The following is a 26,250-nucleotide window of genomic DNA, read 5'->3' on the forward strand; positions in this document are numbered from 1 at the left end:
CCTCGCGCACTACGATGGATCCCGGGCCGAGCCTGGCTCGCCCGGGATGACGATGGTGGTTTCCGGCGAGATCTGCGGGCTCTAAGGAGCAAGGTCTCCAGGGGCGACGAGGCAAGAGTGTCGGACAGGGTCGTTTCACTGCATGCGCCAGGGCGGGACGTGTTGCCCGCCTATGTCCATGCCTTGGAAGCGGGCTGGTCCCCGAACACGATGCGCGACGTCGCGCCCGAGCAACTCGCGGCGATCGCGGCCGATCCCGACATCTTCCTGGCCGGGCTGAACGGACGGGGTGGCAAGATTCGTCTGCATGACGGCAGCGAGGTCGAGCGGCTGCCGGGTGTCACCCGCTGGATCATCGCCATCGATCAGCCTGAGCGCCCCTTCGTCGGCTCGATCAACCTGCGCTGGCAGGAGGATGCCGCCGGCCGGCCGGTCACGGCGCTGCCGCCGCATGTCCTCGGCCATGTCGGCTATACGATCCTGCCGGGCCATGCCGGGCGAGGCTATGCCAGCGCCGCCGTGGCGGCGGTGCTCGCCGAGGCCCGCGCAATCGGCCTGCCCTTCGTCAAGATCACCTGCGACGCCGAGAATGCGGCCTCGCGGCGAATCATCGAGAAGAATGGCGGGCTTTTCGTCGAGAATTTCGTCGCTCCATTCTACGGCCCCGAGGAGCGCCTGATGTACCGGATCGATTTGCAATCATGACCGAAGCTGCCATCCCGCGTCTGGCGAAAGGGCTCGGCCCGCTCCTGCCGGGCATCGCGCTTTCGACGGTCGTGGCCATCGTCTCGGTGCTGGCCGAGCCGGTGCTGAAGCAGATGGCCGGCGGCAGGATCGGCGTCCCCGCCGTCGTCATCGCGCTGCTGATCGGCATGTCGCTGCATCTCGTCGCGAACAATCAGCGCTTCGTTCCGGGGATGACCTTCTGCGTCAAGAAGCTGCTGCGCTGGGCGATCGCGCTGCTCGGACTGCGCATCGCGCTCGGCGACATCGTCGCGCTCGGCCTCGGCACGGCCGTGCTGGTCGTGGTCTCGATGGCCGCCACCATCGTCTCCGGCTTCGTGCTGGCGCGCCTGCTCGGCCGTGAAACCGGCATGGGCGCGCTCGGCGGCGTCGCCACCGCTGTCTGCGGTGCCTCGGCGGCGCTCGCCACGGCGACGGTCGTGCCCGATTACCGCAACAAGGCCGCCGACATCGCCTTCACCGTGATCGCGATGAACGCGCTTTCGACGGTCGCGATGCTGGCCTATCCGCTGATCTGCGTCTGGCTCGGCCTGAGCGAGCAGCAGACCGGCGTCATGCTGGGCTCGACCATCCATGACGTTGCGCAGGTCGTCGGTGCCGGCCAGTCGGTCTCGGACGAGGCGGCCAACGCCGCCGTCATCGTCAAACTCTTCCGCGTCTTCATGCTGCTTCCGGCGGTTCTGATCGTCGGCTGGTGGCTGACGCGTCAGGGCGGCGAGCATGGCGAGGCCAAGGTGCCGGTACCGGTCTTCGCCATCGTCTTCCTGCTTCTGTGCCTGGTGAACAGCATCCTCGCCACCCAGCCTGCCTTTGCCGGTGTCTACGGCCCGATCCGCGACGTGCTGCTGGAGGCGTCGCGCTGGGGGCTGCTGATCGCCATCGCGGCGCTCGGCCTCGGCACCTCGATCGCGGCGATGGCGCGGCTCGGCTGGCGCCATATCGCCCTGGTCACGGGCACCAGCCTCGTCATCCTCCTGGTCGCCACGAGCGGCCTGATCCTCATGGGCTGAACACGGCCAACCGAGCAGGAAGCCATGACCGATATCGTCATCACCGAATTCATGGACGAGGCGGCGGTCGAGTCGCTGCGCGAGCGCTACGTCGTGCATCACGATCCCGAGCTGTTCGGCAAACCGGAAGAGTTGGCGCGGCTGGTCGCCACGGTTCCGGCCCTGATCGTGCGCAACCAGACGCAGGTGCGGGGCGATCTGCTCGCCGTTGCGAAGAACCTCAAGGTCGTCGGCCGGCTCGGCGTCGGCCTCGACAATATCGACATGGCAGCCTGCGCGGCGCGCGAGATCAAGGTCTTCCCGGCGACCGGCGCCAATTCTCTCTCCGTGGTCGAGTATGTGATCGGCACCGCGATGACACTGCTGCGCGGGGCCTATTTCGCCAATGCGGCGATGCTCGCCGGCGAATTTCCGAAGACGAAGCTGATCGGCCGGGAGATCGCCGGCAAGCGCATGGGGCTGGTCGGCTTCGGCGCGATCGCGCGCGACGTCGCCCGGCATGCCCAGGCGCTCGGCATGAGCGTCGCCGCCTATGATCCCTATGTGCCGGCCGACGCGCCGGCCTGGCGGGGCGTCGAGAAACTCGAGCTCGATGCCCTGCTTTCGACCTCGGACGTGATCTCGATCCATCTGCCGCTGACGCCCGAGACGCGCGGCGTGATCGGCGCGGCCGCTTTTGCCCGGATGAAGCCGGATGCGATCCTGATCAATGCGGCGCGCGGCGGCGTGATGGACGAGGCCGAGCTGGTCGCGGCGCTGAAGGGCGGCAGGCTCGCAGGAGCGGCGCTCGACGTCTTCGAGCAGGAGCCGCTTAAGGCGGACGGCGCCAAGCTGTTCGCCGGCACGCCGAACCTGATCCTGACCCCGCATATCGCCGGCAATACGATCGAATCGAACGGCCGGGTTTCCGGGCTCGTCGCCGAGCGGGTGATCGTTGCCCTGGAGGGCCGGGCATGACGCGGCTGTCGCTCGCAGAAGCGGAGGAGAAGGTCGCGGCGCTGTTCGTCGCGGCCGGTGCGTCGGCCGCCAATGCCGCCTCGGTGGCGCAGGCCCTGGTCGCGGCGGAGGCTGACGGGCTCAAAGGCCACGGCCTGTCGCGCGTGCCGACCTATCTCGCCATGCTGAAATCCGGCAAGATCGATGGACAGGCCGTGCCGACGGCGCGCCAGCCGAGACCCGGCGTGCTGGCCATCGACGCAGCCCATGGCTTCGCCTATCCGGCGATCGACCTCGCCATCGTCGAGTTGCCGGAGATGGCGCGCCGGCAGGGCATCGTCGCGGCACCGATCCGCCGCTCCAATCATTGCGGGGCCGCGGGGCACCATGTCGAGCGACTGGCGGAGCAGGGTCTGGTCGCCTTGCTCTTTGCCAACACGCCCGGCGCGATCGCGCCCTGGGGCGGCTCGAAGCCTGTCTTCGGCACCAACCCGATCGCCTTCGCTGCGCCGCTCGCCGGCCGTGAGCCTGTCGTCATCGACATGGCGCTGTCCAGGGTCGCCCGCGGGCCGATCGTCGCCGCCAGGCAGAAGGGGCAGGCCATTCCCGAGGGCTGGGCGCTCGATGCCGACGGCAAGCCGACGACCGACCCCGCCGCCGCGCTCGCCGGCACGATGGTGCCGCTCGGCGAGGCCAAGGGCGCGACGCTCGCCATGATGGTCGAGATCCTCGCCGCCGCTCTGGTCGGCACCCATTTCGCCTTCCAGGCCTCCTCCTTCCTCGACGACAAGGGCGGCCCGCCCGATACGGGCCAGCTCATCCTCGCCATCGATCCGACGAGCATGGGCGGCCACTGGTTCGATGAGCGCATGAAGCTGCTGGCGCATATGATCGAGGAGCAGCCGGGAACGCGCTTGCCGGGCATGAGGCGCTATGGATTGCGGGCCAAGGCGCGAGCCGAAGGGATCGAGGTCGAGCTCTGACATTGCCGCGTCTTGCCCGGGCCTGAGCCGAGCCTCTCTGGCCGAGGCAGGCGCAGGCGTTCAGACGAAATCGAAACGATCAACATCGACAAGGCCTTTGTCGGTGATCTTCAGATGCGGAATCACCGGCAAGGTCAGGAAGGCGACCTGCAGGAAGGGCTCGGCGAGAACGACGCCGAGCGCCTTGGCTGCGGCGCGCAGGGCCTCGAGCCCATGGCGGACCTCCTCGAAGGGACGATCGCTCATCAGCCCGGCGACGGGGAGTGCGAGCTCGGCCGTGATCTCGCCGGCTTCCGCCACGGCGAAGCCGCCGCCGAGCGCGATCAGCCGGTTCGCCGCTGCCGCCATAGACGGCTCGTCGACGCCGACGACGCAGAGATTATGGCTGTCATGGCCGACGGAGGAGGCGATGGCGCCGTGCCTCATGCCGAAGCCGTGGACGAAGCCGGTGGCGACACCGCCATTGCGGCCATGGCGTTCGATCACGGTGACCTTGATCGCATCCTGGGCGAGGTCGGGCAGGGCGGCCTCGTCCTGCTCCGGCAGGCGCATGGATAGTCGCTCGGTGATGATCCGGCCGGGCACGACGCCGATCACCGGCGTCTCGCCGGAGCGGGCGCGGACCGTGAAATCGTCCGGCGTCAAATGCCGGCTCTTCACGCTGGCGAGGCCGACCGGCGCGACCGCCCGGCGGTCGCTGAAGAGCGCCTCCTCGACCAGCCTGCCCCCGGCGAAGACCCGGGCGACGCGGCAGGCGGCGAGGTCCTCGACCAGCACGATGTCGGCGCGCTTGCCGGCGCCGATGAAGCCGCGGTCGAACAGGCCGAAATTGCGCGCGGCCGACAGGCTGGCGGTGCGGTAGGTCGCAAGAATGTCGGCGCCGTGGGCGATCGCGGTGCGGATCATGAAATCGAGATGACCCTCCTCGGCGATGTCGAGCGGATTACGGTCGTCGGTGCAGAAGGCGAGGAAGGGCGAGGCGTCGCGGGTGATCAGCGGGATCAGCGCGTGCAGGTCCTTGGAGACCGAGCCCTCGCGGATCAGGATCGCCATGCCCTTGGCGAGCTTCTCTCGGGCTTCGTCGAGCGTCGTCGTCTCATGGTCGGTGCGGATAGCGGCGGAAAGATAGCCGTTGAGATCCATGCCCCGGACCAGCGGCGCATGTCCGTCGATATGGCGCTCCGCGAAGGCCGCCAGCTTGGCGAGGCAGCCGGGGTCGCGATGCAGCACGCCGGGAAAGTTCATGAACTCGGCGAGGCCGATCACCTTCGGGTGGTTCATGAAGGGCGTCAGGTCACCGGCTTCGAGCACCGCGCCAGCCGTTTCCAGATGTGTCGCCGGCACGCAGCTCGAGAGCTGGACGCGCAGATCCATCCGCATCGCCTGGGCGCAGGCGAGGAAATAGCGGATGCCCTCGGCGCCGAGCACATTGGCGATCTCGTGCGGGTCGCAGATCGCGGTGGTGACGCCGTGCGGCAGCACGCAGCGCTCGAATTCGAGCGGCGTCACCAGCGAGGATTCGACATGCAGATGCGTGTCGATGAAGCCGGGGACGGCGATCAGCCCCTTGGCATCGAAGACCACCTTGCCTTCATAGTGGCCATAGGTGCCGACGATCGAGTCCCCGCAGAGCGCGATGTCGGTCTCGACGAGGTCACCGGAGACGAGGTCGAGCAGTTTCGCGCCGCGGATGACGAGATCGGCGGGTTCGTCGCCGCGGCCTTGCGCGATCCGGCGGGCGAGGGTGGCTGCGTCGGTCATGGCTGAGCCCTCCATGGCGTCGATCGAAGGAAATTGCACGCGCCTTGCCGGGATGTCGACTTGGCGATGCATGAGTTTCGCGGTGCCCTTGCGGGCAAGCTGCGCCGCCGCGCCGATGCGGGACCCATTCCGGAACGGCCCAGGGCTGCGGCAGGTTTCCGTGTCTTTCCTGGGAACGCTCCAGAATGGGTCCCGGGTCTACACTGTGCTTCGCCGGGACGACGGCGCGCTATGGTCCTGAGATGTGGATGTATCTTCTCGCGAGCAAGAAGGGCGCGCTCTATGTCGGCGTTGCCAACTCGTTGTCTCGCCGCATCCATGAGCATCACCAAGGATGTGGTTCGGAATTTGCCAGCCGCCACGGTGCCTTGCGTCTGGTTCATGCAGACCGGTTCGACGATGGGCTGGACGCCGTCGCCCGGGAAAAAGCGCGTCAAGCACTGGCGTCGATCCTGGAAAATCGCGCCGATCGAGCGTTCAAATCCCGACTGGAACGATCTGTATCCCACCGTCCATCTCGATTGAGCGGGCGGCAGCCGCTATACCCGCCCGTTCCAGACATTTGCGGAGATCGTCATGCAGCTCACCTGGTTCGGTCACTCGGCCTTTCGTCTCGATCTGCCTCAGACCTCGATCCTGATCGACCCGTTCTTCACCGGCAATCCGTCCTTCGAGGGCGATGCGGCAGCTGCGGCCAAAGGCGTCAGCCACATCGTGATCACCCATGGCCATGGCGACCATGTCGGCGACGCGCTCAGCATCGCCGAGGCGAACGATGCCACGGTGATCAGCAATTACGATCTGTGCATGCACCTGGCGTCCAAGGGGCTGAAGAAGTTCGAGCCGATGAACACCGGCGGCACGATCGATCTCGGCGCCTTCTCGGTCAGCCTCGTCCGCGCCGACCACTCGGCCGGCATGGGCGATGCCGGCGTCGCCGTGCCGCTCGGTAGCCCCAACGGCGCGATCATCAAGGCGGCCGGCGAGAAGACGCTCTGGCATATGGGCGACACCGACATCTTCTCGGACATGGCGCTGATCTCCGAGATGCACGGCGTCGAAATCTGCATCTGCCCGGTCGGCGACCGCTTCACCATGGGCGGCAAGGCCGCCGCGCTGGCGATGACCCGCTTCGTCAAGCCGAAGCTGGCGATTCCCTGCCATTACGGCACGTTCCCGATCATCGATCAGAACGCCTCGGCCTTCGTTTCGGCGATGGCTGGCAGCGGCATCGAGGTGCTGGTGCCGCAGAAGGGCAAGGCGGTCGCGGTCTGAAAGCCACGCCGCATCCTCGATGAGCGCGGGGAACCCTCTCCTGTAAGGAGAGGGCAGGGTGAGGTGTAGGCGCTGTGACCAGTTCCGTGAGCGCTGACCGCGCGGTCGGGTTCAAGCCAACGTGTCCAGTTCGAACACCTCACCCCTACCCCTCTCCTTCCAGGAGAGGGGATCCCCCGCATGACCTGTCCCCCGGCGTGTTGCGGGCCGGCCTCGCGGGCCGTATAGCCCGTGACCACGCATCATGTTCGCCAGCGCTGCGAAGTTTCAGGAGCCCGCCCATGTCGGTCGATGCCGCCACCGTCAAACGCGTCGCGCATCTCTCGCGCATCGCCGTCGAGGACGCTGATGTCGCGAAGCTGCAAGGTGAGCTCAACGCCATCCTCGGCTTCGTCGAGCAGCTCAACGAGGTCGATGTCGCCGGCGTCGAGCCGATGACCTCGGTGATGCCGATGGCGATGAAGAAGCGCCAGGACGTCGTCAATGATGGCGAGATCGCCAAGGCGATCGTCGCCAACGCCCCGGCCTCGGAGGACGATTACTTCATGGTGCCGAAGGTCATCGAGTAAGGCGCGCGCTCGCCGTCGCGGCGAGCCCTGCGAGGCGGACCAGCCCTCGCGCGCGTACTGACGAAACGCCCGACAGCCCAGTTTTTCGGATTTGCCATCGTGACCGATCTCACCCGCCTGACCCTCACCGAAGCCCGCGACGGGCTGAAGGCCAAGAGCTTCTCCGCCACCGAGCTCACCAAGGCGCATGTCGCCGCCGTCGAGCAGGCGCGGGCGCTCAACGCCTATGTGCTGGAGACGCCCGAGCACGCGCTGAAGCAGGCAGAAGCCTCCGATGCGCGGCTGGCCAAGGGCGAGGCCGGGCCGCTCGAAGGCCTGCCGCTCGGCATCAAGGACCTGTTCGCGACTGAAGGCGTGCGCACCACCGCCTGCTCGAAGATCCTCGGCAATTTCGTGCCGGCCTATGAATCGACCGTCTCGAGCCAGCTCTGGCGCGATGGCGCGGTGATGCTCGGCAAGCTCAATAATGACGAGTTCGCCATGGGCTCGTCGAACGAGACCTCGGCTTTCGGCCCGGTGGTCAATCCCTGGCGCCGTGAGGGCTCGAATGTCGGCGCGGCCGCAGCCGGCAACGTCGAGGGCAATCACCTCGTTCCCGGCGGCTCGTCGGGTGGCTCGGCGGCGGCCGTCGCCGCGCATCTCTGCCTTGCCGCGACCGCGACCGACACCGGCGGTTCGATCCGCCAGCCGGCTGCCTTCACCGGCACGGTCGGCATCAAGCCGACCTATGGCCGCTGCTCGCGCTGGGGCGTCGTCGCCTTCGCGTCCTCGCTCGACCAGGCCGGGCCGATCGGCAAGACGGTGCGCGACTGCGCCGTGATGCTGCGCTCGATGGCCGGACATGATCCGAAGGACACCACCTCGGTCGACCAGCCGGTGCCGGATTACGAGGCCTCCGTCGGCCGCTCGGTCAAGGGCATGAAGATCGGCATTCCCAGGGAGTACCGCATCGACGGCATCTCGCCTGAGATCGAGGCGCTCTGGCAGCAGGGCATCGCCTGGCTGAAGGCCGCCGGCGCCGAGATCGTCGAGATCTCGCTGCCGCACACCAAATACGCACTGCCGGCCTACTACATCGTCGCGCCGGCCGAGGCCTCGTCCAACCTCGCCCGCTATGACGGCGTGCGCTACGGCCTGCGCGAGCCCGGCCGCGACATCGTCGAGATGTATGAGAAGACCCGGGCCGCCGGCTTCGGCGCCGAAGTCAAGCGCCGCATCATGATCGGCACCTATGTGCTCTCCTCCGGCTATTACGACGCGTATTATCTGCGCGCCCAGAAGGTGCGCACTCTGATCAAGCGCGACTTCGAGGAGGCCTATGCCGCGGGCATCGATGCGGTGCTGACGCCGGCGACGCCGTCGGCCGCCTTCGGCATCGGCGAGAAGGGCTCGGCCGACCCGGTCGAGATGTATCTCAACGACATCTTCACGGTGACGGTGAACATGGCCGGCCTGCCGGGCATCGCGGTCCCGGCCGGTCTCGACAGCCAGGGCCTGCCGCTCGGGCTGCAGCTGATCGGCCGGCCCTTCGACGAGGAGACGCTGTTCTCGCTCGGCGAGGTGATCGAGCAGGCGGCCGGCCGCTTTGCCATAGGCGAGCGTTGGTGGGCCTGATTGGCTTCTGACATCCGGCGAGCGCGGGCTGATCGGTCGCATTCCGAATCCTGATTTCCCGCCCAGGGCCGCCAATGGCACTCTCCCGGCAGCCTGATCGCGCTGCCGGAGAACCGCCATGCCGACCTATCCCTACGAGACCGTCGACGTCTTCACCGACCGCCGCTTCGGCGGCAACCAGCTCGCGGTCTTCACCGATGCGCGCGGCATGTCGGATGCCGAGATGCAGGCGCTCGCGGCCGAGATGAACTATAGCGAGACGACCTTCGTCCTGCCGCCGAGCGACCCCGCGAACACCGCCCGTGTCCGCATCTTCCACCGCACTGCCGAGATGCCCTTTGCGGGCCATCCCAATGTCGGAACGGCCTGCGTGCTCGCCGCCCATGGCCGCGATCGCGACGGCATCCTGTTGTTCGAGGAGAGCGCAGGGCTGGTCGAGGTCAGGGTCTCGCGCGACGCCGGCGGGCGGGTGACAAGTGCCACAATCGCCGCGCCTCAGGCGCTCTCGCTCGGCATCCAGCTGCCCGTCGATGCGATCGCCGCCTGCGCCGGGCTCGCGCCGCAGGATGTCCTCACCACCAGCCACCCGCCGCAGCAGGCCTCGCTCGGCGTCAAATTCTTCTTCGCCGAAGTCAGGCCTGAGACACTCGCACGAGCGACCCCTGACATCGCCGCCTATCGTAGGTTGTCCGCCGCCAATCCGGTGCTGGAAGGGCGTCTGTCGGTTTTCTTCTACGCCTGGGATGGCGCCAATGTCCGGGCCCGGATGTTCTCGCCGCTCTCGGGAACCTGGGAAGATCCGGCGACCGGCAGCGCCAGCGCAACGCTCGCGGCATTGACGCTGTCGCTCTCCGACAAGGACAATATCGCCTTCGATATCACCCAAGGTGTCGAGATGGGCCGGCCCAGCCTCCTGCATGTCGCGGCGCGGCGCGTCGGCGGGGAGATCCGGGCGACCGTCGGCGGCGGCTGCGTGCCGGTGCTGCGCGGCGAGGCGACGCTCTAGGACTGGCACGATGTTCAGCCATGTCACTGTCGGCAGCAGCGACCTCGATCGTGCGGGGCGGTTCTACGATGCCGTGCTGCTGCCGCTCGGCCTGCGTAGGCGCCAGGTCACTCCCGATGGCGGGCCTGCGGCGCTGTGCTGGGTTTCGCCGAGCCAGAACCTGCCGCGCTTTTATGTCTACGAACCGTTCGATCGCCGGCCCGCAGGCGTCGGCAATGGCAGCATGACCGCGTTCCTGGCACCGTCCGCGGCCGCGGTCGATATCGCTTACGCCGCCGGCCTTAATTCGGGCGGGCGTGACGAGGGCGCGGCCGGACCGCGCACTCGTTATGGCCAGGGCTATTACGGCGCCTATCTGCGCGACCCCGATGGCAACAAAATCCATATCGCCTATCGTGGTGATGTGGCCGTTGCGGCCGCGGGGTCGTAGGTGCTCAGCCGTCGAGCCCGAGTTCCTTGCGGAGCTTGCGCGTGAGCCCGGACGCGACCAGCCGGTGGCTCTCACGCAGATAGTCGCGAAAGGCGTCGTCCGGCAGGCTCTCCTCGGAGAAGCGCTGGATCCACTTCATGCCGCGTGAGGCGAGATAGGGCGCCGGGCGGCAGCCTGGCGCATCGCGCAGCATCTCATAGGCGATCGGCGAGCACTTGAACGAGACGAAGAGCGTCCCGTCGACCTCGTCACGGCCGAGGGCGAAGACCTTGCCGCCGACCTTCCAGACATCGGCGCCGCCCCATTGCACGACATGGGTGGTCGCTGGCAGGGCGGCGCAGAAGGCGTTGTATTCGGCGAGGGTCATGCGGCCTCAAAAGCTTTCGGCGTCGATGCCGTGGCGCTTGGCTGCGGCGACGATCTGCGACCAGGTTTCGTCGTCGAGCGGGATGCCGTCGCGCTGGCGCTCGATCCGGGTCGTACGCTCCTTGTCACCCGGCGCCAGCACCGGCTCGGCGGGATCCTGCGGCGCGGCGGCGCGCACGAAGGCAAGATAGCTCTCGATGCGCTTGCGGCGCAGATTGGCGTCTGGCTCCAGACGGGCGGGATCGATCAGCACGCCGAAGAGCGAGTTGATGATCCAGCTGCGATGCGGCTTCTCGTCGATGCGGGCGGCGCCCATCAGCCCGGCCGAGAGCAATTCGGCGATCAGCGAGAGTCCGGCGCCCTTATGGTCGCCGAAGGGCAGCAGGGCGCCGAGCGGCAGATCAGGAATGGCGTGCTGGAAGACATGCTTGGGGTCGGTGGTCGGGCGGCCCTCGCCGTCGATGATGTAGCCCTCCGGCACCGGCACGCCCTTGTTGAGCGCGACGCGGGCCTTGCCATGCGCCATGCGGCTGGTGGCGAAGTCGAGGATGATCGGATCGTTCTCGGGTACCGGGATGCCGATCGCATGCGGATTGGTGCCGAAGCGCGCTTCCTTCGCAGCATAGGGCGCGACGATCGGCGGGCGGCCGGCGACATTGACCCAGAACAGCGAGATCAGCCCCGCGGCCGCCGCAACCTCGGCGTAATGGCCGATACGGCCGATATGATGGGCGTCGAGCAGGTTGAGGATGGCGACGCCGCCGGCCTGGGCGATGATGATGCCGCGGTCCACGGCGTCGCGGGCGGTGGGCTGGCCGAGCGCGACATTGCCGTCGGCGATCAGGAACGGCCCGGCCTCGATGCGGATCGACAGTTTCGAAGCGGGTTTCAGATTGCCGTCGGCGAGCGAGTTGAAATAGAGCGGCAGCATGCCGACACCATGACTGTCATGGCCGCTGAGATTGGCGAGCACGAGATGTTCGGCGGTCTCCCGGGCCTCGGCCTCGCTCCAGCCGGCGGCGGTGATCATGGCGATGGTGAGCGCCTGGAGCGCTTCGGGCCGGTGCAGGCGGTAGGTCATGGCGGCTTCTTGATCGGGGAATTCGAAAGGTGCGGAGCGCCACAGTGCACGGTGCGGCGCGCGGCGCAATGTGCCCGGTGAAATGGCTGTGCTGCGCCGTCGCATCTCGACGCTGCGCTCACCAATCCTTATGTTGCAGAATGCAATCCTGTTTTCACCGGACCTTGAATCCGGTCGAGGAGGGACGAGGGATGTTCTCGATACCGGGCCTGAAAGTCGTCTCGCTATCCGATGCCGCCGCGGCGCGCATTCGCGAGATCATGGCGCAGTCGGCCAATGACGATACGGGCACTCCGGTGCTCGGGCTGCGCGTCGGCGTCAAGAAGGGCGGCTGCGCCGGCATGGAATACACCTTCGAGGTGGCGCGCGAGGCCAGGAAGGGTGACGAGGTCGTGACCGAGAAGGGGGCGACCGTCATCGTCGACGGCAAGGCCGTGCTGTTCCTGCTCGGAACCGAACTCGATTTCCGGACGGACCGCTTTTCCTCGACCTTCGTCTTCAACAACCCGAACCAGGTTTCGGCCTGCGGTTGTGGCGAGTCGGTCGAGATCAAGCCGCGGGCCGAGAGCGCGATCGCCGCGCAATAGCTCCGCCGGAGTCCGCCGTTCAGGCGACCTTGCTCGCGTCCAGAACGGCCTCTTCGGTGACGGTGCGGTTGCGGCCGTCGCGCTTGGCCTGCATCAAAGCGCTGTCGGCGCGCTCGACGATCGAGTTGATGGTATCGCCGCGATGGTAGACGGCGACCCCGAGCGAGATCGTGATGCGGCCGAGATTCTCATTGGTCGAGCGCTTGACGAGCTCGCGGGTCAGCAGAGCCTGACGCACGGTCTCGGCGCCGAACTTGCCGGCGGTGACGTCGGCATCGGGCAGGATGATCGCGAACTCCTCGCCGCCGAAGCGCGTGATCACCGCCTTGTCCTTGAACTTGTCCTTCATCGTCCGTGCCACGAGGCGCAGCACCTGGTCGCCGGTGAGGTGACCGTGCGCATCGTTGAAATGCTTGAAGAAGTCGATATCGGCCATGACCAGCGCGAAGGGCTCGCGCCGCAGCGTGGCCTGGTCGATCGCCTTCTGCAGCATCTCCTCGAAATGGCGGCGGTTGGCGAGCCCGGTCAGCGGATCGGTCAGCGCCTCGGCGCGGGTCGACTCCAGCGCCTCGCGCAGATTGCGGATCTCATGGGCGCTCTCGCGAAGCTGCGTTTCGAGCTGGGTCTTGCGCGCGACTTCCTCGCGGGTCGAGAGCACGAGCGCCTCGACCCATTCGCGCAGCCGCTGCCTGTCGGCGGAGGGCGGGACCTCGTCGGACATCTGACAGAGCCGGCCGTGATAGGTCTGGCTGGAGACCAGGGCCTGGTCGACCAGGGCCATCATCGCGTCGATCTCGCCCAGGACCTGCAGGCTGGTGCGCTCAGCCTGGCGCGACAGGCGCTCGGTGCCGATGAAACGGTCGTAGAGGGTATCGATGTCGGCGACGCCGACCTCGCCATTGCTGCCGGCGATGATCGCGTTCATCGCCATGCTGAGAGCGGGCAGCTCGCCACTGAGATGAGCGTACCAGACCTCGAAGGCGCGGGGATAGCCCGGCGAATAATGCTGGCGCATCGCTGCGACGACGCGTTCCGCGAGGTCGTGTGGTTGCGGCGAAGCTGGCTGGTCGAGACTCATCACGCTTGTTCCCTCGCCGGGCGACCCTTCGTCGCACGACGAAGGTCGGCCCTGCATCAACCGAAACGGGACATCCTGTCCTGGTCTGGCTGGAACAAGCTTCCCGCCGAATGCCGGCCTGCTCGCCGACACTCAACCCCGAGGACGGACCTTAGGCGGATGATGTTAAGGTAAAGTTTCTTCGCTGATTTCCCGGAGGCGGCGAGGGCGCCCCCGGCTCAGATCTCAGTCGGCACGGACCGAGCGCAACAGGAAGGCGGGGACGTGATCGCCCAGGCCCTTGACCTTCGGGCCGTCGTCGAGTTCATCCCGCCGCGGCGTGCGTGGCCGCTCATTGCCCCGGCGCGGGGCCGGCTCGGCGGTGTGTTCGCGCCGCGGTTGGCGCTCGCGGGGCGGGGGCGCCTCGCGATCATGCGACGCCTCGGACTCGACCTTCGGCTCGCTGCGTGGCGGTCGGCCATCGCGCCCGCCACGTCCCGACGACCTGCCGCCCCGGCGCTCCTCGCCCCGGCGGCCACGGCGTTCCTCGCGCGGCTCGGCGGGGGGCAGGGCGTCGAGACCGGGCCCTTCCCATTCGATGGTCTTGCCGGTCAGCTTCTCGATCGCCGCGACCAGCTTGTCGTCATGGCGCGTCACGATCGTGAAGGAGGCGCCTTCGCGCCCGGCCCGGCCGGTGCGGCCGATGCGATGGACATAGTCTTCGGCATGGGTCGGCACGTCGAAATTGAAGACGTGGCTGACAGCCGGGATGTCGAGGCCGCGGGCCGCGACATCGCTCGCCACCAGGATCGGGTTCTCGCCGGTCCGGAAGGATTCGAGCGCCGCCATGCGGGCGTACTGGTCCATGTCGCCATGCAATGCGACGGCGGGGAAGCCATGCTTTTGCAACGACTTGTGAAGCGTTGCTACATCGCGCTTGCGGTTGCAGAAGACGATCGCGTTCTGCAGGTCCTTGGCATCGCGGATGAGCTTGCGCAGGATTTCGCGCTTCTCGTAATCTTGGCTGTTCGAGGCGATCAGGCGCTGGGTGATGGTGGCTGCGGCGGTCGCCGGCCGCGAGACCTCGACACGCACCGGATTGTGCAGGAACTGCTCGCTGATCCTGGTGATCTCCGGCGGCATGGTCGCCGTGAAGAACAGGGTCTGCCGCGTGAAGGGGACGAGCTTGCAGATCCGCTCGATGTCGGGAATGAAGCCCATGTCGAGCATGCGGTCGGCCTCGTCGATGACGAGCAGCTCGACGCCCGTGAGCAGGAGCTTGCCGCGCTCGACATGGTCGAGCAGGCGACCGGGCGTGGCGATCAGCACGTCGACGCCGCGGGTGATCTTGGCATCCTGGTCGCCGAAGGAGACGCCGCCGATCAGCAGTGCGACCGAGAGCTTCTGGTTGACGCCGTAGCGGGTGAAATTCTCCTCGACCTGGGCGGCCAGCTCGCGCGTCGGCTCGAGGATCAAGGTGCGGGGCATCCTGGCGCGGGCGCGGCCGTTCTCGAGGATGGTCAGCATCGGCAGGGTGAAGGCCGCGGTCTTGCCCGTTCCGGTCTGGGCGATGCCCAGAACATCCTTGCGGGCGAGGACGTGCGGAATGGCCTGAGCCTGGATCGGCGTCGGCGACGTGTAACCTGCGTTGGTGACGGCCGTCAGAACTTTATCGCTCAGGCCGAGTTCGGCGAAGGACATCGAGGGTTGCGCTTCTTCTGGGTCGGTGACACGTGGCGGGATGACCGATCGACCACCACGGTGGCGCGACTTTGCTTGCCTGCGCGCCTTCGGACGTCCGTGGAATGCAGAAAAAGCAGGGCAAAGTCAACATTCTAGCGAGGTTAGGCGATGATGAGCGCGAGAAGCATGGCGGTTCCCGAGCCGCTGGTGCTGGTTCCAGGCCTGAATTGCACCGCGGCGCTCTATGCGCCGCAATGGCGGATTCTGGCGGCCGGACGCCAGATTCTCGTCGCCGAAACCACCTTTGACGAGGATATCGGGGCGATCGCCGAGCGTTTGCTGGCGGCTGCTCCCGCGCGTTTCGCGCTCTGCGGGCTGTCCATGGGGGGATACGTGGCATTCGAGGTGATGCGCCGGGCGCCGGAGCGCGTGACGCGGCTGGCCCTCCTCGACACCACCGCGCAGCCCGCGACGCCGGAAACCAACCAGCCCCGCGAGCAGATGATAGCGCTCGCCGAGAAAGGGGCCTTCGACAACGTCACGACCCTGCTGTGGCAGAAGCTCGTGGCTCCCGAGAGGCTCGCCGATGAAGGCCTCAGGCTCACCGTGCGCCAAATGGCGGAGGAGGTCGGCGCCGCCGGATTCGTGCGCCAGCAGCGAGCGATCATGGGGCGAGTCGATGCCCGGCCGTGGCTACCTGCGATCAGCGTGCCGAGTCTGGTCCTGGTCGGTGCCCAGGACGTGATCACGCCACCTGCCGAAGCGAGGGCGATCGCCGCCGGGATCGGCGCTGCGGCGCGCTATCTGGAGGTTCCGGGCTGCGGCCATCTTTCGACGCTCGAGGCGCCCGAGGTCGTGAACAGGGCGCTGATCGACTGGCTCGGTTGAGGCCTCAGCGCTGGACGACGCAGGGGTCGAGCCTGACCTCGCCGGCGCGTTTTGCGAGCGAGCCGGTGACGAGCGGGTCGATCGGCTGCCCCTTGGCCGCGGCGGAGGCGGCCTGGTGCAAGCCGTCCCGGTCGAGCTGCGCGGCCTTGTAGGAAATCAGATTGGCGGCGACCACAGAGATGAAGGCGATCGCCGCGCCGGCCTTGGCGACATCGGCGACCATGCTGCCGCGCTGATTGCGCAGGAATGCCATGATGAGGCGCATCGCGCTCTCCTGAAAGAAGGCGTGGCGTAGGACGCCGGTTCGCGAAGAATGCAATCCGTCCTGTAAAAACTTGGTTAGCGAAACGTCTTCGGCTGCGATAGCCGGGCCTGCCGGCGCACAAGGCGGCGCGGATCAGCCATGCCCCTCAAGCTTTGCCCGGTTCTCCCGGAACATGCGGCGCAGTTCCGCCAGCACCGCCAATACGGCCGGGCGCTGGCGGGCGATCTCGTGCGAAACGAGAAAGATGGCGTCGGCCGTCGCCTCGGGCGGTTCCTCGAGCCGCAGCAGGTTGGCGTCGGCGTCGGCCATGAAGCAGGGCGCCATCGAGACCGCCCCCGAGGAGCGGATGCTCTCATAGCGCGCGGCGGAATCGGCGACCCGGGCCGCGATCGGGCGCCCGGCGGCCCAGGCGACGATATGCTCGTCGATTCGCGAGGAGACCTCGCGGCTGACCGAGATGATCGGGGCGGTGGCGGGGTCGGTGTCGCGCCTCGCATAGAGCGCCTGTACGAGGCGGCCGACCTTCTGGCCGTAATAGCCGGTGCCCTCCGGCGGCTTGCGCATGCGGATCGCGATCTCCGCCTCGCCACGTGCGAGGTCGAGCCGCTCGCGCGTGCTGAGGATGACGATCTCGACGCCGCCAGCGGCCGCCGAGAGCCGGGTTGCGTTCATGGTGAGGAGCAGGCTGATCGAGGTGGTGGCGGTAATCCGTACCGGGGCGTCGTCAGCCGGCAGCGCTGCCCGCGCCCGATTGGCGAAGCGCGCAGCGGCTGTCGCGACCGCCAAGGCTTCCTGCGCCAGTGCCGAGCCGATCTCGGTCGGGATCAGGCGGTTGGCGCCGCGGCGGAACAAAGGGAATCCGAGCCTGGTCTCGAAGCTCCGCAGCCGTCTTGCGACCGTGGTTTCGCTCAGTCCGAGCGCCACGGCCGCCAAGGCGAGCGCGCCTTCGGTGGCGACGGCATGGAAGATCTCGATATCTTCCCAGGGCAGGGCCGCAGGCTGGCCATCGCGTCGAGATGGAGGGGAAGCAGGCTGCCCCATGCGATCAGCTGCCAGCGGCAGGGCGTGGGGGTGGAGCGATCCGGATGAGCATGACAGGGGCAGGGCGAGGAGGGCTGCATGCGGACAGGATGTCCATCACGCGGCCTTCCCGCAGCCCGGCAGGAATGCCGGGGAGCCCGGCGCGGCTGCAGCGGCCGGGCCCGGTTCTCACAGGTCGATCAACTCGCCGGCGAAGGCGGCGCGCTCCTGGATGAAGACGAAGCGGGCTTCGGGCTTGTTGCCCATCAGCCGCTCGACCGTGTCCGAGGTCTCCTGCTTGGTCTCGTGATCGACCATGACCTTGAGCAGCATGCGCTTGGCCGGATCCATGGTCGTTTCCTTGAGCTCGGCCGGCATCATCTCGCCGAGGCCCTTGAAGCGGCCGATCTCGGGCTTTTTGCCCTTGAACACCGTCTCTAGCAGCTCGTTCTTGTGGGCGTCGTCGCGGGCATAGACCGATTTGCTGCCGTGGCGCAGCCGGTAGAGCGGCGGTACCGAGAGGTAGAGATGTCCTTTTTCGATCAGCCGCGGCATCTGGCGCCAGAAGAAGGTGACGAGCAGCGAGGCGATATGGGCGCCGTCGACATCGGCGTCGGTCATCACGATGACCTTCTCGTAGCGCAGGTCGTCCTCGCGGAACTGCGTGCCGATGCCGCAGCCCAACGCCAGGATCAGGTCGGCGAGCTGCTGATTGGCGTTGAGCTTGTCGCGGGTCGCATTGGCGACGTTGAGGATCTTGCCGCGCAGCGGCAGGATCGCCTGGGTCTTGCGGTTGCGGGCTTGCTTGGCCGAACCGCCGGCCGAGTCGCCCTCGACGATGAAGAGTTCGGAGCCGACGGCGCCAGCATTGCTGCAATCGGCGAGCTTGCCGGGCAGGCGCAGCTTGCGCGTCGCGGTCTTGCGCGACACTTCCTTTTCGAGCCGGCGGCGCAGGCGCTCGTCGGCACGGTCGACCGACCAGTCGAGCAGCCTCAGCGCCTGCTGCGGCGAGGCGGCGAGCCAGTGGTCGAAAGCGTCGCGCACCGCATTCTCGACGATGCGCGCCGCCTCGAGCGTCGCTAGCTTGTCCTTGGTCTGCCCCTGGAACTCCGGCTCGCGGATGAAGACCGAGAGCATGGCGGTGCAGGTCGCCATCACGTCGTCGGAGGTGACCTGGGCCATGCGCTTGCTCTGGCCGATGCGCTCGGCATGGTCGCGCAGGCCACGCAGCAAGGCGATGCGCAGGCCCTGCTCATGCGTGCCCCCTTCCGGCGTCGGGATGGTGTTGCAGTAGGAGGAGCTGAAGCCATCCTCGCCGGTGGCGAGCCAGGCGATGGCCCATTCGAGCGAGCCGTGGCCACCCTCCTTGGTGACCTTGCCGCTGAAGATCGGCTCGGCGACCAGGTCCTTGCCCTCGATCTCGCCGGCGAGATAGTCGCGCAGGCCGCCGGGAAACTTGAACACCGCCTCGGCAGCGACGTCGCCCTCGGGCTTGAGCAGGCTCGGTGCGCAGCGCCAGCGGATCTCGACGCCGCCGAAGAGATAGGCTTTTGAGCGCGCCATCCGGAACAGACGGGCCGGCACGAAATGGGCGGCCTCGCCGAAGATCTGGGCGTCGGGGTGGAAGCGGACGCGGGTGCCGCGCCGGTTGGCGACGCGGCCGACCGTCTCCAGCGGGCCCTGCGGAATGCCGCGCGAGAAAATCTGCCGGTACAGCACCTGGCCGCGCGCGACCTCGACCTCGAGCCGGTCGGATAGTGCGTTGACGACGGAGACGCCGACGCCGTGCAGGCCGCCGGAGGTCTCATAGGCGCGGGAGTCGAATTTCCCGCCGGCGTGCAGGATCGTCATGATCACTTCCAGCGCCGATTTGTCCGGGAATTTCGGGTGCGGATCGATCGGGATGCCGCGGCCATTGTCGGTTACGGCGAGCGAGCCGTCCTCGAAGAGTTCGACGTCGATGAAGGTGGCGTGGCCGGCCACCGCCTCGTCCATGGCGTTGTCGATCACCTCGGCGAAGAGATGGTGCAGCGCCCGCTCGTCGGTGCCGCCGATATACATGCCGGGGCGCCGACGCACCGGCTCGAGCCCTTCCAGGACCTCGATCGCCGAGGCGTCGTAGCCGGTTTCCGACAGCGTGCCGGAGCGGGCAGGGGCGCGCGCCGGCTTCGGCGGCGCGGCGGCAGGGGCGCGCGTTTCGGCGCCTTCCAGCCTGCCTTCGTCATCGCCGAAAAGATCGTCAGCCATCGCTTTTGCGCCCAGGTGATTCGTAACGAGAAAATATAGCGCATTCGCTGCCCGGGAGTGGCAGGCAGGGCGCTACCCGCCCGCAATAGACCGATATCGCCTCGGCCGGAAGGCCGGATGGCGAGCGGGGGGAGTGAATGTCACGGCGCCGTCACGCTCCGTTGTCAAGAGCTAAGGGAACTTCGACCGCTCCCGCGCGGTTCAGGCATCGTTAACCATGCCGACCCGATCATCGTTCTCGTCCAGCTCGGGCTTGGCCTGACCGGTGGTTGGGATATGCTAGTACTCAAGGGGAGGAATGCCGTGGCGTCGCGTGCCGTTGTGCCGAAGATCAGGCTTGCCGGACTCGAGCGTGCGGCTCGCCATGCCGGTGAGGCTTTCGCCTATGAGGAGCTCTCCGGTCATCCCGACGCCCGCGAGGTCGAGGCAGCTCAACTGCGCCGTCTCTGGTGGGTGGCCGCGGCGATCGCCCTGGTCGGGCTGGTGATGCTCGCGCTGCGCTGAGGCCTCGTCAGCCTTCCTCAATCTTTCGCCGCTAGAAGGCCTCTGCGGAGGTCGGTATGCGCGTAGTCATCGTCAGTGATTTCGGCTCGGTAAATGGCGGCGCCGCCAAGGTTGCGATCGAGAGCGCGCGCGGCCTGGCCGAAGCGGGCGTCGAGGTTGTCTATGCCTGTGCCATCGGCCCGGTCTCCGACCGGCTGGATCATCCCAGGATCGAGGTCGCGCGCTTCGAGGGCGAGGAGATCTGGCAGGTCGGCAACAGGATCGCCGCGGCCCGCCAGGGGGTCTGGAATGCCGAGGCTCATGAGTTCCTGAGGGTCCTGCTGGCCCGCCAGCCACGCCATGCGACGCTCGTGCATCTGCATCAATGGACCAAGGCCTTCAGTCCGGCTGCGATCGCGGCGGCCGGCGCCAGCGGCCTGCCGGTCGCGATCACCATGCACGACTACTTCTCCTTCTGCCCGACCGGCGGCTATTTCGACTTCCGAGCCGGCGCCGCCTGCAGCAGGACACCGATGTCGGCCGGCTGCGTCACCGCCAATTGCGACCGCGCCTCCTATGTCCACAAGCTGGTTCGCGTCGCCAGGCAGTGGCGCTCTGACGAGGCGATACGCAGCCTGAAGGCGCCGCTCTTCATCCATGTCAGCGACTTCGCCCGCGGCTTCGCCGAGCCGTTCCTGCCGAGGCAGGCCCGGCATCTTGTCGTCGAGAACATGATGGAGGCGGCGCGGCGCGAGCCGGCCGCTGTGGCGAGCAACCGGCATGCGCTTTTTCTCGGCCGCTTCACGCAGGAAAAGGCCGGCGACGTCTTGGCGCGCGCGGCGCTCGCCGCCGGAATGCCGGTGCGCTTCGTCGGCGAGGGGCCGCTCGCCGACGAGATCGGCCGGATCAACCCGTCGGCGGAGGTTCGCGGCTGGGTCCCTGCCGAACGGGTCTTCGACGAGATCAAGCAGGCGCGTTGCCTGGTTCTGCCCTCGCTATGGTACGAGCCCGGGCCGCTCGTGATCGCAGAGGCGCGATCGCTGGGCGTGCCCGTCGTGCTGGCGCGCACCACCGGCCCGGCCAGCTGGATCGAGGATGGAACCGATGGGATCCTGGTCGAGGGCGGCGACGTCGAGGGCCTGAGCGCCGCGCTGGCGCGGCTGCAGGACGATGGCGTTGCGGCTCGCATGGGTGCTGCAGCTTATCGCCGCTACTGGGCCGACCCGCTGACGACACAGCGCCATGTCAGCCGGACCATCGCGGCCTATCACAGCCTGCTGCCGACAGTCTCAGGTCAGGCTGCAAGTGCCTGATTTGCAATGATTTCGGGCCATTGCGAGGTTTTTTTCATCGCAATCAGATTGTAGCCCTTGGTGCGGTCGCGCTTGTGCGCGTCGAGCTCGCCCGCTTCCGAGATCGCGACGATGCGATCGTCGAGCAGCAATTGCACCGCAAGGCTGCGTTCCTCGATGATATGCCGGGTCAGGCCGTGTGACGCGTCCGAGCCGTGATCCTCGTAGATCACCAAGGCGTCGTCGCGCAGGGCGCGCTCCATGCCGGCGAGCGCTTCGCGCTCGACACCTTCGACATCGAGCTTGACCACCAGGCGTCTTGCCGCCCAGCCCTGCTCTTCGAGCAGGTCGTCGATCGCAATCGAGATCACGCTCTCGCCATCCGAGGCTTCGTCGTCGGCGGCAATGCCACGGGCCTCGTGCGCCGCGGCGTTCAGCCGGACCTCTACGCCGGAGCGGTCGAGGATGGCGCGATGGAAAGCGTTGACCTTGCCGGCATGCGGCGCGACGTTCTGAGCCAGCAGGGCAAAGGTCGGAGCCGAGGCCTCGACGGCGAGAACCGGCTTGCCGCCTCCGGCGCGTGACGCGACGAAGACCGACCAGTAGCCGATATTGGCGCCGCAATCGACGAAGCCGTAGTCGACGCTGGCAAGCAGCCGCAGGAAGCGGGCCATTTCCGGCTCGTGGTCATAGGAGCGCAGCAGCATCCGGTTCCAGTAGGGATCGCTGGCGGGAAAGCTGACCTGCGCATCGGGGCCGAGTGCGATCTGCGCCGTCTGCCCTGTCCACGCTACGCTGCCGACCAGCCGGCAGGCCTTGTAAAGGCCGCGCTGCATCAGGGGGCGCGAGAGTGCGCCATAGGTATCGAGCGCCCCGATGAGCGCGCGTTGACGCCAGCCCCCGACGATGAGGCGCCCAGTGCTGCGATCGATGGCGATGTCGGCATTGCTCGCGGCGGCCATGGCGTCGTTCCATTGAAGAAGGAGCTCATCGCTAGCCGAAAGACTTTGCCGCGCGGTAAAGGCGCCTGGCGAAAGTCGCACGGTTTCCAGCCGCCGCCCGGGTATTTCGTGTTGGGCCTGTCGGTTCATCCGGGCGAATGCAGGGAGGCCTCTGGGCCGGGCAGAGCGGCTTCCCTGTTGGTCCATGGCTGCCCTCTCGCATGTGGGCCATTCTCCCAGGCAAAGAAAAAACCGGGGCGGTGACGCCCCGGTTTGCAAGTTGGGCCGCGAACTGGCCGCAGCCGACGGAAAGCTACCGAGCAAAGGCTCAGTAGGAGTAGTACATCGCGAACTCGACCGGGTGCGGCGTCATCTCGTAGCGCGCCACATCCTGCATCTTGAGCTCGATATAGCTCTCGATGAAGTCGTCGGTGAAGACGCCGCCGGCCTTGAGGAAGGCGTTGTCCTTCTTCAGGGCGTCGAGCGCCTCGCGCAGCGAACCGCAGACGGTCGGGATCTTCTTCAGCTCGCGCGGCGGCAGGTCGTAGAGATCCTTGTCCATCGCCGGGCCGGGGTCGATCTTGTTCATGATGCCGTCGAGACCGGCCATGGTGAGCGCGGCGAAGGCGAGATAGGGGTTGGCCATCGGGTCCGGGAAGCGGACCTCGACGCGCTTGGCCTTCGGCGAGGTCGTCCACGGAATACGGCAGGAAGCCGAGCGGTTGCGGGCCGAATAGGCGAGCAGCACCGGCGCCTCATAGCCGGGGACCAGACGCTTGTAGGAGTTGGTCGACGGGTTGGTGAAGGCGTTCAGGGCCTTGGCGTGCTTGATGATGCCGCCGATATACCAGAGGCACTCCTGCGACAGGTCGGCATATTTGTTGCCGGCGAAGAGCGGCTTGCCATTCTTCCAGATCGACTGGTGCACATGCATGCCCGAGCCGTTGTCGCCATAGACGGGCTTCGGCATGAAGGTCGCGGTCTTGCCGTAGCTCTGGGCGACGTTGTGGATCGCGTACTTATAGACCTGCATGGTGTCGGCCATGTGGGTCAGCGTGTCGAACTTCAGGCCGAGCTCATGCTGGGCCGAGGCGACCTCGTGGTGGTGCTTCTCGACCTTGGCGCCCATCGCCGCCATGGCGGCGAGCATCTCGCCGCGCATGTCCTGCGCCGAGTCCTGCGGCGGAACCGGGAAGTAGCCGCCCTTGGTGGCGATGCGGTGGCCGAGATTGCCGCCCTCGTAGTCGGTCATGCCGTTGATCGGCAGCTCGACATTGTCCAGCTTGAAACCGGTGTTGTAGGGGTCGGCAGCGATCTTGACGTCGTCGAAGACGAAGAATTCGGCCTCGGGACCGACATAGATGGTGTCGCCGATCCCGGTCGACTTGAGGTACGCCTCGGCCTTCTTGGCCATGCCGCGCGGGTCGCGGCCATAGGGCTCGCCGGTCGCCGGCTCGAGCACATCGCAGGTAATGACCATGGTCGAGGCCGAGAAGAACGGGTCGATGCAAGCCGTGGTCGGATCGGGCATCAGCAGCATGTCGGACTCGTTGATCGCCTTCCAGCCGGCGATCGAGGAGCCGTCGAACATCGTGCCCTCGGCGAAGATCTCCTCGTCGATCATGGAGATGTCGAAGGTGACGTGCTGCCACTTGCCGCGCGGGTCGGTAAAGCGGAAGTCGACGTATTTGACGTCATTGTCCTTGATGGCCTTCAGCACATCCTTGGCGTTCTTCATTTTCGACATTCCTCTCGACTGCAGTTCTCACGACCGGCGTCGTCCGCGGCTTTCCTGCCGCCGGTGCACGCCTGCCGGGTTCCGGAAAAATTCCTTCAGATCGCGTCCGCGCCGGACTCGCCGGTGCGGATGCGGATCGCCCCCTCGATGGACGATACAAATATCTTGCCATCGCCGATGCGGCCGGTCTGGGCCGCCTTCTTGATGGCCTCGATGGCGCGCTCGACCATGTCGTCGGCGAGCACGATCTCGATTTTCACCTTGGGCAGGAAGTCGACGACGTATTCGGCGCCCCGATAGAGCTCGGTATGCCCCTTCTGGCGGCCGAAGCCCTTGGCTTCGAGGACGGTGATGCCCTGCAGGCCGACTTCCTGGAGCGCTTCCTTCACCTCGTCGAGCTTGAAGGGTTTGATGATCGCCTCGATCTTCTTCATGCGCCGACCAGCCTCCGTGGCGTAAGATTACCGAATTCGCAGTCCCAGGCCCGGTTCTCGCCCCGGCGACGGCCCAGTATCGACCGTGCCGGGGCAGCTTGGCCCCGCCTGTCTTGCTCATAGCATCGGCGCGGCCCGCTCGCCATGTCGGCATCCCCGCAAAAGCGCTCGTTCCCGCGGCAGAAAACCGGCTAAAATTTGTGCATATGCCAAATGATTGGACAATGACCGCCGGCGGCTCCTTGTTGCCGGGCGGGCGCCCTTCCTGGATGATCGACACATGATCCTAGCCGCGCCGGATTCACTCGCCTTGCTCGACGTTGCCGAGATGACGGCCGCCGACGAGGCTGCGATCGCCAGCGGCATTGCCGGCTCCGCCCTGATGGAGCGCGCCGGGCGGGCCGTGGCCGATGCGGTCTCGCGGCGCGGCCGGCCGGGGGAGCGCGTGCTGGTGCTGTGCGGCCCCGGCAAGAACGGCGGAGACGGCTTCGTCGCGGCGAGGTTGCTCGAAGCGCGCGGCTTTGCCGTCACGCTTGCGCTGGCGGGCGAGCGCGAACTGCTCACGGGGGATGCCGGCGAGGCGGCCTCGGGCTGGCGGGCGCCGGTCCTGGCCATTGCGCAGGCTCGGCCGGAAGATCACGACATCATCGTCGACGCCCTGTTCGGGGCAGGGCTCAACCGGCCGCTCGAAGGCTCCATCGCCGCGCTGGTCGAGCGGGTGAACGCCAGCGGCCGCCCGGTCGTCGCCGTCGATGTGCCGAGCGGCGTCTCCGGCGACAGCGGCATGGTGGGTGGCCCGGCGATCAGGGCCGGTGAAACCGTCACCTTCTTCCGGCTCAAGCCGGGACATCTGCTCTATCCGGGCAAGGCGCTCTGCGGCGTCGTCACCCTCGCCGATATCGGGATCGCCGCCGAGATGGTGTTCGGTCCCGGCAAATCGGAGCCCAAGACCTTCAGCAACGAGCCGCTGCTCTGGCAGGCCTGGCTTCCCCGGCACGAGGCCGGGACCCACAAATTCCGCCGCGGCGCGGTCGCGGTCGCCGCCGGCGGGCTCGCCGGGGTCGGGGCGCCGCGCCTGGGGGCCCGGGCGGCGCTGCGCATCGGCGCCGGGCTGGCGACGATCATCTGCCGGCCGGAGGCACTCGCGGCGCATGCCGGGCGCGGTCCCGACGCGCTGATGCAGGTTGCTGCCACGGACAGCGCCGCCTTCGAGGTGTTGCTCGCGAAACGGAAGGTGGCGGCGCTGCTCGCCGGCCCGGCGCTCGGCCTGGACCCTATGGCGGAGAGCATCGTGATGGCGGCCCTTGGCTCCGCCGCGCCTCTGGTGCTCGATGCCGACGCACTGACGCTTCTGGCCGGCAGCCCAGCCCTGCTGGCGGAGCGCCTCGGCCGGCGCAGCGCCTCGACGGTGCTGACGCCGCATGAGGGCGAGTTCGCGCGTGTGTTCGGTGAGGCAGGCGCCTTTTCTCCCGAGCGCTCCCGGCTCGTCCGCGCGCGGGCCGCGGCGGCCGCGACCGGAGCGGTGGTCGTGCTGAAGGGGCCGGACAGCGTCATCGCGGCGCCGGACGGGCGCGCCGCCATCAATGCCACGGGCTCGCCAGCGCTGGCGACGGCCGGCTCGGGCGATGTGCTGGGCGGGGTTGTCGCGGGATTGCTGGCGCAGGGCATGCCCGGCTTCGAAGCAGCCTGCGCCGCCGTCTGGCTGCATGGCAAGGCCGGCGAGGCGCTGGGCTTCGGCCTGATCGCCGACGACCTGCCCGAGGCACTGCCCGGCGCGCTGCGGCTGGTCGCCGGCTGAACCGGCGTTCGGGCGCGGGCCGCTGGCAAGGTAGAGCCCGCC

The 26,250-nt window shown here is 67.5% G+C and carries 26 protein-coding genes and 1 pseudogene; 16 read left to right on the top strand and 11 right to left on the bottom strand.

The genetic code is table 11. The annotated features are described in order from the left end of the window. Window positions 1–117: 117 nt before the first annotated feature. Genes AC3RCC_RS14960 through AC3RCC_RS14975 form a run of 4 tightly spaced genes read left to right on the top strand, consistent with a single transcriptional unit; the run spans window position 118 to window position 3,673 of the window. The gene (locus AC3RCC_RS14960) at window positions 118–705 is read left to right on the top strand and encodes a GNAT family N-acetyltransferase (protein WP_291634668.1); all 588 of its coding nucleotides are present in this window, start codon (window positions 118–120) and stop codon (window positions 703–705) included. Continuing rightward, on the top strand, window positions 702–1,754 hold the full coding sequence (locus AC3RCC_RS14965) for a YeiH family protein (protein ID WP_492255764.1): 1,053 nt from the start codon (window positions 702–704) through the stop codon (window positions 1,752–1,754). Before AC3RCC_RS14960 ends, AC3RCC_RS14965 begins: the two co-directional genes overlap by 4 nt. A gap of 24 nt (window positions 1,755–1,778) precedes the next feature. Further along, the gene (locus tag AC3RCC_RS14970) at window positions 1,779–2,711 is read left to right on the top strand and encodes a hydroxyacid dehydrogenase (protein WP_492255765.1); all 933 of its coding nucleotides are present in this window, start codon (window positions 1,779–1,781) and stop codon (window positions 2,709–2,711) included. Then, a complete protein-coding gene (locus AC3RCC_RS14975) occupies window positions 2,708–3,673 on the top strand; it encodes an Ldh family oxidoreductase (protein ID WP_492255766.1) in 966 nt (321 codons plus the stop codon). The genes AC3RCC_RS14970 and AC3RCC_RS14975 overlap by 4 nt, the downstream gene beginning before the upstream one ends. 60 nt (window positions 3,674–3,733) lie before the next feature. On the opposite strand, the gene ade is transcribed toward AC3RCC_RS14975, so the two are convergent. Continuing rightward, entirely contained in the window at window positions 3,734–5,434 is a 1,701-nt protein-coding gene (ade, locus tag AC3RCC_RS14980; RefSeq protein WP_492255767.1) for an adenine deaminase, read from the bottom strand. A 248-nt stretch (window positions 5,435–5,682) separates the two neighbouring features. Here ade and AC3RCC_RS14985 point away from each other — a divergent pair. The 7 genes and pseudogenes from AC3RCC_RS14985 to AC3RCC_RS15015 form a co-directional block, all read left to right on the top strand. Beyond that, window positions 5,683–5,805: pseudogene (locus AC3RCC_RS14985) on the top strand (GIY-YIG nuclease family protein); the annotation flags it as partial. Beyond that, window positions 5,753–5,959, top strand: a complete 207-nt coding sequence (locus AC3RCC_RS14990) for a hypothetical protein (RefSeq protein ID WP_492255768.1) — start codon at window positions 5,753–5,755, stop codon at window positions 5,957–5,959. The pseudogene AC3RCC_RS14985 and the gene AC3RCC_RS14990, both read left to right, overlap by 53 nt. Window positions 5,960–6,010: 51 nt before the next feature. Continuing rightward, complete coding sequence (locus AC3RCC_RS14995; RefSeq protein WP_492255769.1) at window positions 6,011–6,709, top strand: metal-dependent hydrolase; 699 nt, start codon at window positions 6,011–6,013, stop codon at window positions 6,707–6,709. A gap of 281 nt (window positions 6,710–6,990) precedes the next feature. Then, the gene (gene gatC, locus AC3RCC_RS15000; protein WP_492255770.1) at window positions 6,991–7,278 is read left to right on the top strand and encodes an Asp-tRNA(Asn)/Glu-tRNA(Gln) amidotransferase subunit GatC; all 288 of its coding nucleotides are present in this window, start codon (window positions 6,991–6,993) and stop codon (window positions 7,276–7,278) included. Between the two features lie 99 nt (window positions 7,279–7,377). Continuing rightward, the gene (gene gatA / locus AC3RCC_RS15005; RefSeq protein WP_291634654.1) at window positions 7,378–8,892 is read left to right on the top strand and encodes an Asp-tRNA(Asn)/Glu-tRNA(Gln) amidotransferase subunit GatA; all 1,515 of its coding nucleotides are present in this window, start codon (window positions 7,378–7,380) and stop codon (window positions 8,890–8,892) included. A gap of 118 nt (window positions 8,893–9,010) precedes the next feature. Further along, window positions 9,011–9,898: a PhzF family phenazine biosynthesis protein gene (locus tag AC3RCC_RS15010; RefSeq protein ID WP_492255771.1), complete on the top strand. Its 888-nt coding sequence runs from the start codon at window positions 9,011–9,013 to the stop codon at window positions 9,896–9,898. Between the two features lie 10 nt (window positions 9,899–9,908). Further along, the gene (locus AC3RCC_RS15015; protein ID WP_492255772.1) at window positions 9,909–10,328 is read left to right on the top strand and encodes a VOC family protein; all 420 of its coding nucleotides are present in this window, start codon (window positions 9,909–9,911) and stop codon (window positions 10,326–10,328) included. 4 nt (window positions 10,329–10,332) lie between these two features. On the opposite strand, the gene AC3RCC_RS15020 is transcribed toward AC3RCC_RS15015, so the two are convergent. Then, window positions 10,333–10,695, bottom strand: coding sequence for an MmcQ/YjbR family DNA-binding protein (locus tag AC3RCC_RS15020; protein ID WP_492255773.1), 363 nt, complete (start codon window positions 10,693–10,695; stop codon window positions 10,333–10,335). A gap of 6 nt (window positions 10,696–10,701) precedes the next feature. Continuing rightward, on the bottom strand, window positions 10,702–11,775 hold the full coding sequence (locus AC3RCC_RS15025) for a malate/lactate/ureidoglycolate dehydrogenase (protein WP_291634650.1): 1,074 nt from the start codon (window positions 11,773–11,775) through the stop codon (window positions 10,702–10,704). Between the two features lie 191 nt (window positions 11,776–11,966). On the opposite strand from AC3RCC_RS15025, the gene AC3RCC_RS15030 reads away from it, so the two are divergent. Then, window positions 11,967–12,362, top strand: coding sequence for a HesB/IscA family protein (locus AC3RCC_RS15030; protein ID WP_291634649.1), 396 nt, complete (start codon window positions 11,967–11,969; stop codon window positions 12,360–12,362). Between the two features lie 19 nt (window positions 12,363–12,381). Here the strand turns inward: AC3RCC_RS15030 and AC3RCC_RS15035 are convergent, their stop codons facing one another. Together AC3RCC_RS15035 and AC3RCC_RS15040 are read right to left on the bottom strand one after the other, a co-directional pair. Further along, window positions 12,382–13,440, bottom strand: a complete 1,059-nt coding sequence (locus AC3RCC_RS15035; RefSeq protein ID WP_291634647.1) for a GGDEF domain-containing protein — start codon at window positions 13,438–13,440, stop codon at window positions 12,382–12,384. Between the two features lie 225 nt (window positions 13,441–13,665). Beyond that, window positions 13,666–15,120, bottom strand: a complete 1,455-nt coding sequence (locus tag AC3RCC_RS15040) for a DEAD/DEAH box helicase (RefSeq protein ID WP_452116168.1) — start codon at window positions 15,118–15,120, stop codon at window positions 13,666–13,668. 168 nt (window positions 15,121–15,288) lie between these two features. Here AC3RCC_RS15040 and AC3RCC_RS15045 point away from each other — a divergent pair, with 168 nt between their 5' ends. After that, on the top strand, window positions 15,289–15,990 hold the full coding sequence (locus tag AC3RCC_RS15045) for an alpha/beta fold hydrolase (protein ID WP_291634643.1): 702 nt from the start codon (window positions 15,289–15,291) through the stop codon (window positions 15,988–15,990). 4 nt (window positions 15,991–15,994) lie between these two features. Here AC3RCC_RS15045 and AC3RCC_RS15050 read toward each other — a convergent pair whose 3' ends face one another. The 3 genes from AC3RCC_RS15050 to parE form a co-directional block, all read right to left on the bottom strand. Then, window positions 15,995–16,255, bottom strand: coding sequence for a hypothetical protein (locus AC3RCC_RS15050; protein ID WP_291634641.1), 261 nt, complete (start codon window positions 16,253–16,255; stop codon window positions 15,995–15,997). Window positions 16,256–16,387: 132 nt separating this feature from the next. Further along, window positions 16,388–17,296 carry a LysR family transcriptional regulator gene (locus AC3RCC_RS15055; protein ID WP_492255774.1) on the bottom strand — a complete coding sequence of 303 codons (909 nt, stop codon included), beginning with the start codon at window positions 17,294–17,296 and terminating at the stop codon, window positions 16,388–16,390. A gap of 168 nt (window positions 17,297–17,464) precedes the next feature. Further along, window positions 17,465–19,522, bottom strand: coding sequence for a DNA topoisomerase IV subunit B (gene parE / locus AC3RCC_RS15060; RefSeq protein WP_492255775.1), 2,058 nt, complete (start codon window positions 19,520–19,522; stop codon window positions 17,465–17,467). Window positions 19,523–19,825: 303 nt separating this feature from the next. On the opposite strand from parE, the gene AC3RCC_RS15065 reads away from it, so the two are divergent. After that, window positions 19,826–20,026: a hypothetical protein gene (locus AC3RCC_RS15065; RefSeq protein WP_291638351.1), complete on the top strand. Its 201-nt coding sequence runs from the start codon at window positions 19,826–19,828 to the stop codon at window positions 20,024–20,026. 56 nt (window positions 20,027–20,082) lie between these two features. Then, entirely contained in the window at window positions 20,083–21,318 is a 1,236-nt protein-coding gene (locus tag AC3RCC_RS15070) for a glycosyltransferase family 4 protein (RefSeq protein WP_492255776.1), read from the top strand. On the opposite strand, the gene AC3RCC_RS15075 is transcribed toward AC3RCC_RS15070, so the two are convergent. The 3 genes from AC3RCC_RS15075 to AC3RCC_RS15085 all read right to left on the bottom strand — a co-directional run bounded on the left by AC3RCC_RS15075 (window position 21,300) and on the right by AC3RCC_RS15085 (window position 24,410). Beyond that, a complete protein-coding gene (locus AC3RCC_RS15075; protein WP_492255777.1) occupies window positions 21,300–22,259 on the bottom strand; it encodes an FkbM family methyltransferase in 960 nt (319 codons plus the stop codon). The two genes, AC3RCC_RS15070 and AC3RCC_RS15075, sit on opposite strands and share 19 nt — an antisense overlap. A 307-nt stretch (window positions 22,260–22,566) precedes the next feature. Next, window positions 22,567–23,976 (bottom strand): type I glutamate--ammonia ligase, encoded by a 1,410-nt coding sequence (gene glnA, locus AC3RCC_RS15080; RefSeq protein WP_291638355.1) that lies wholly within the window; start codon window positions 23,974–23,976, stop codon window positions 22,567–22,569. Window positions 23,977–24,071: 95 nt separating this feature from the next. After that, a complete protein-coding gene (locus AC3RCC_RS15085; RefSeq protein WP_066469077.1) occupies window positions 24,072–24,410 on the bottom strand; it encodes a P-II family nitrogen regulator in 339 nt (112 codons plus the stop codon). 280 nt (window positions 24,411–24,690) lie between these two features. On the opposite strand from AC3RCC_RS15085, the gene AC3RCC_RS15090 reads away from it, so the two are divergent. Further along, on the top strand, window positions 24,691–26,208 hold the full coding sequence (locus AC3RCC_RS15090) for an NAD(P)H-hydrate dehydratase (RefSeq protein WP_492255778.1): 1,518 nt from the start codon (window positions 24,691–24,693) through the stop codon (window positions 26,206–26,208). The last annotated feature ends 42 nt before the right edge of the window (window positions 26,209–26,250 follow it).

This window comes from Allobosea sp. GW823-FHT01F03 (assembly GCF_058798075.1).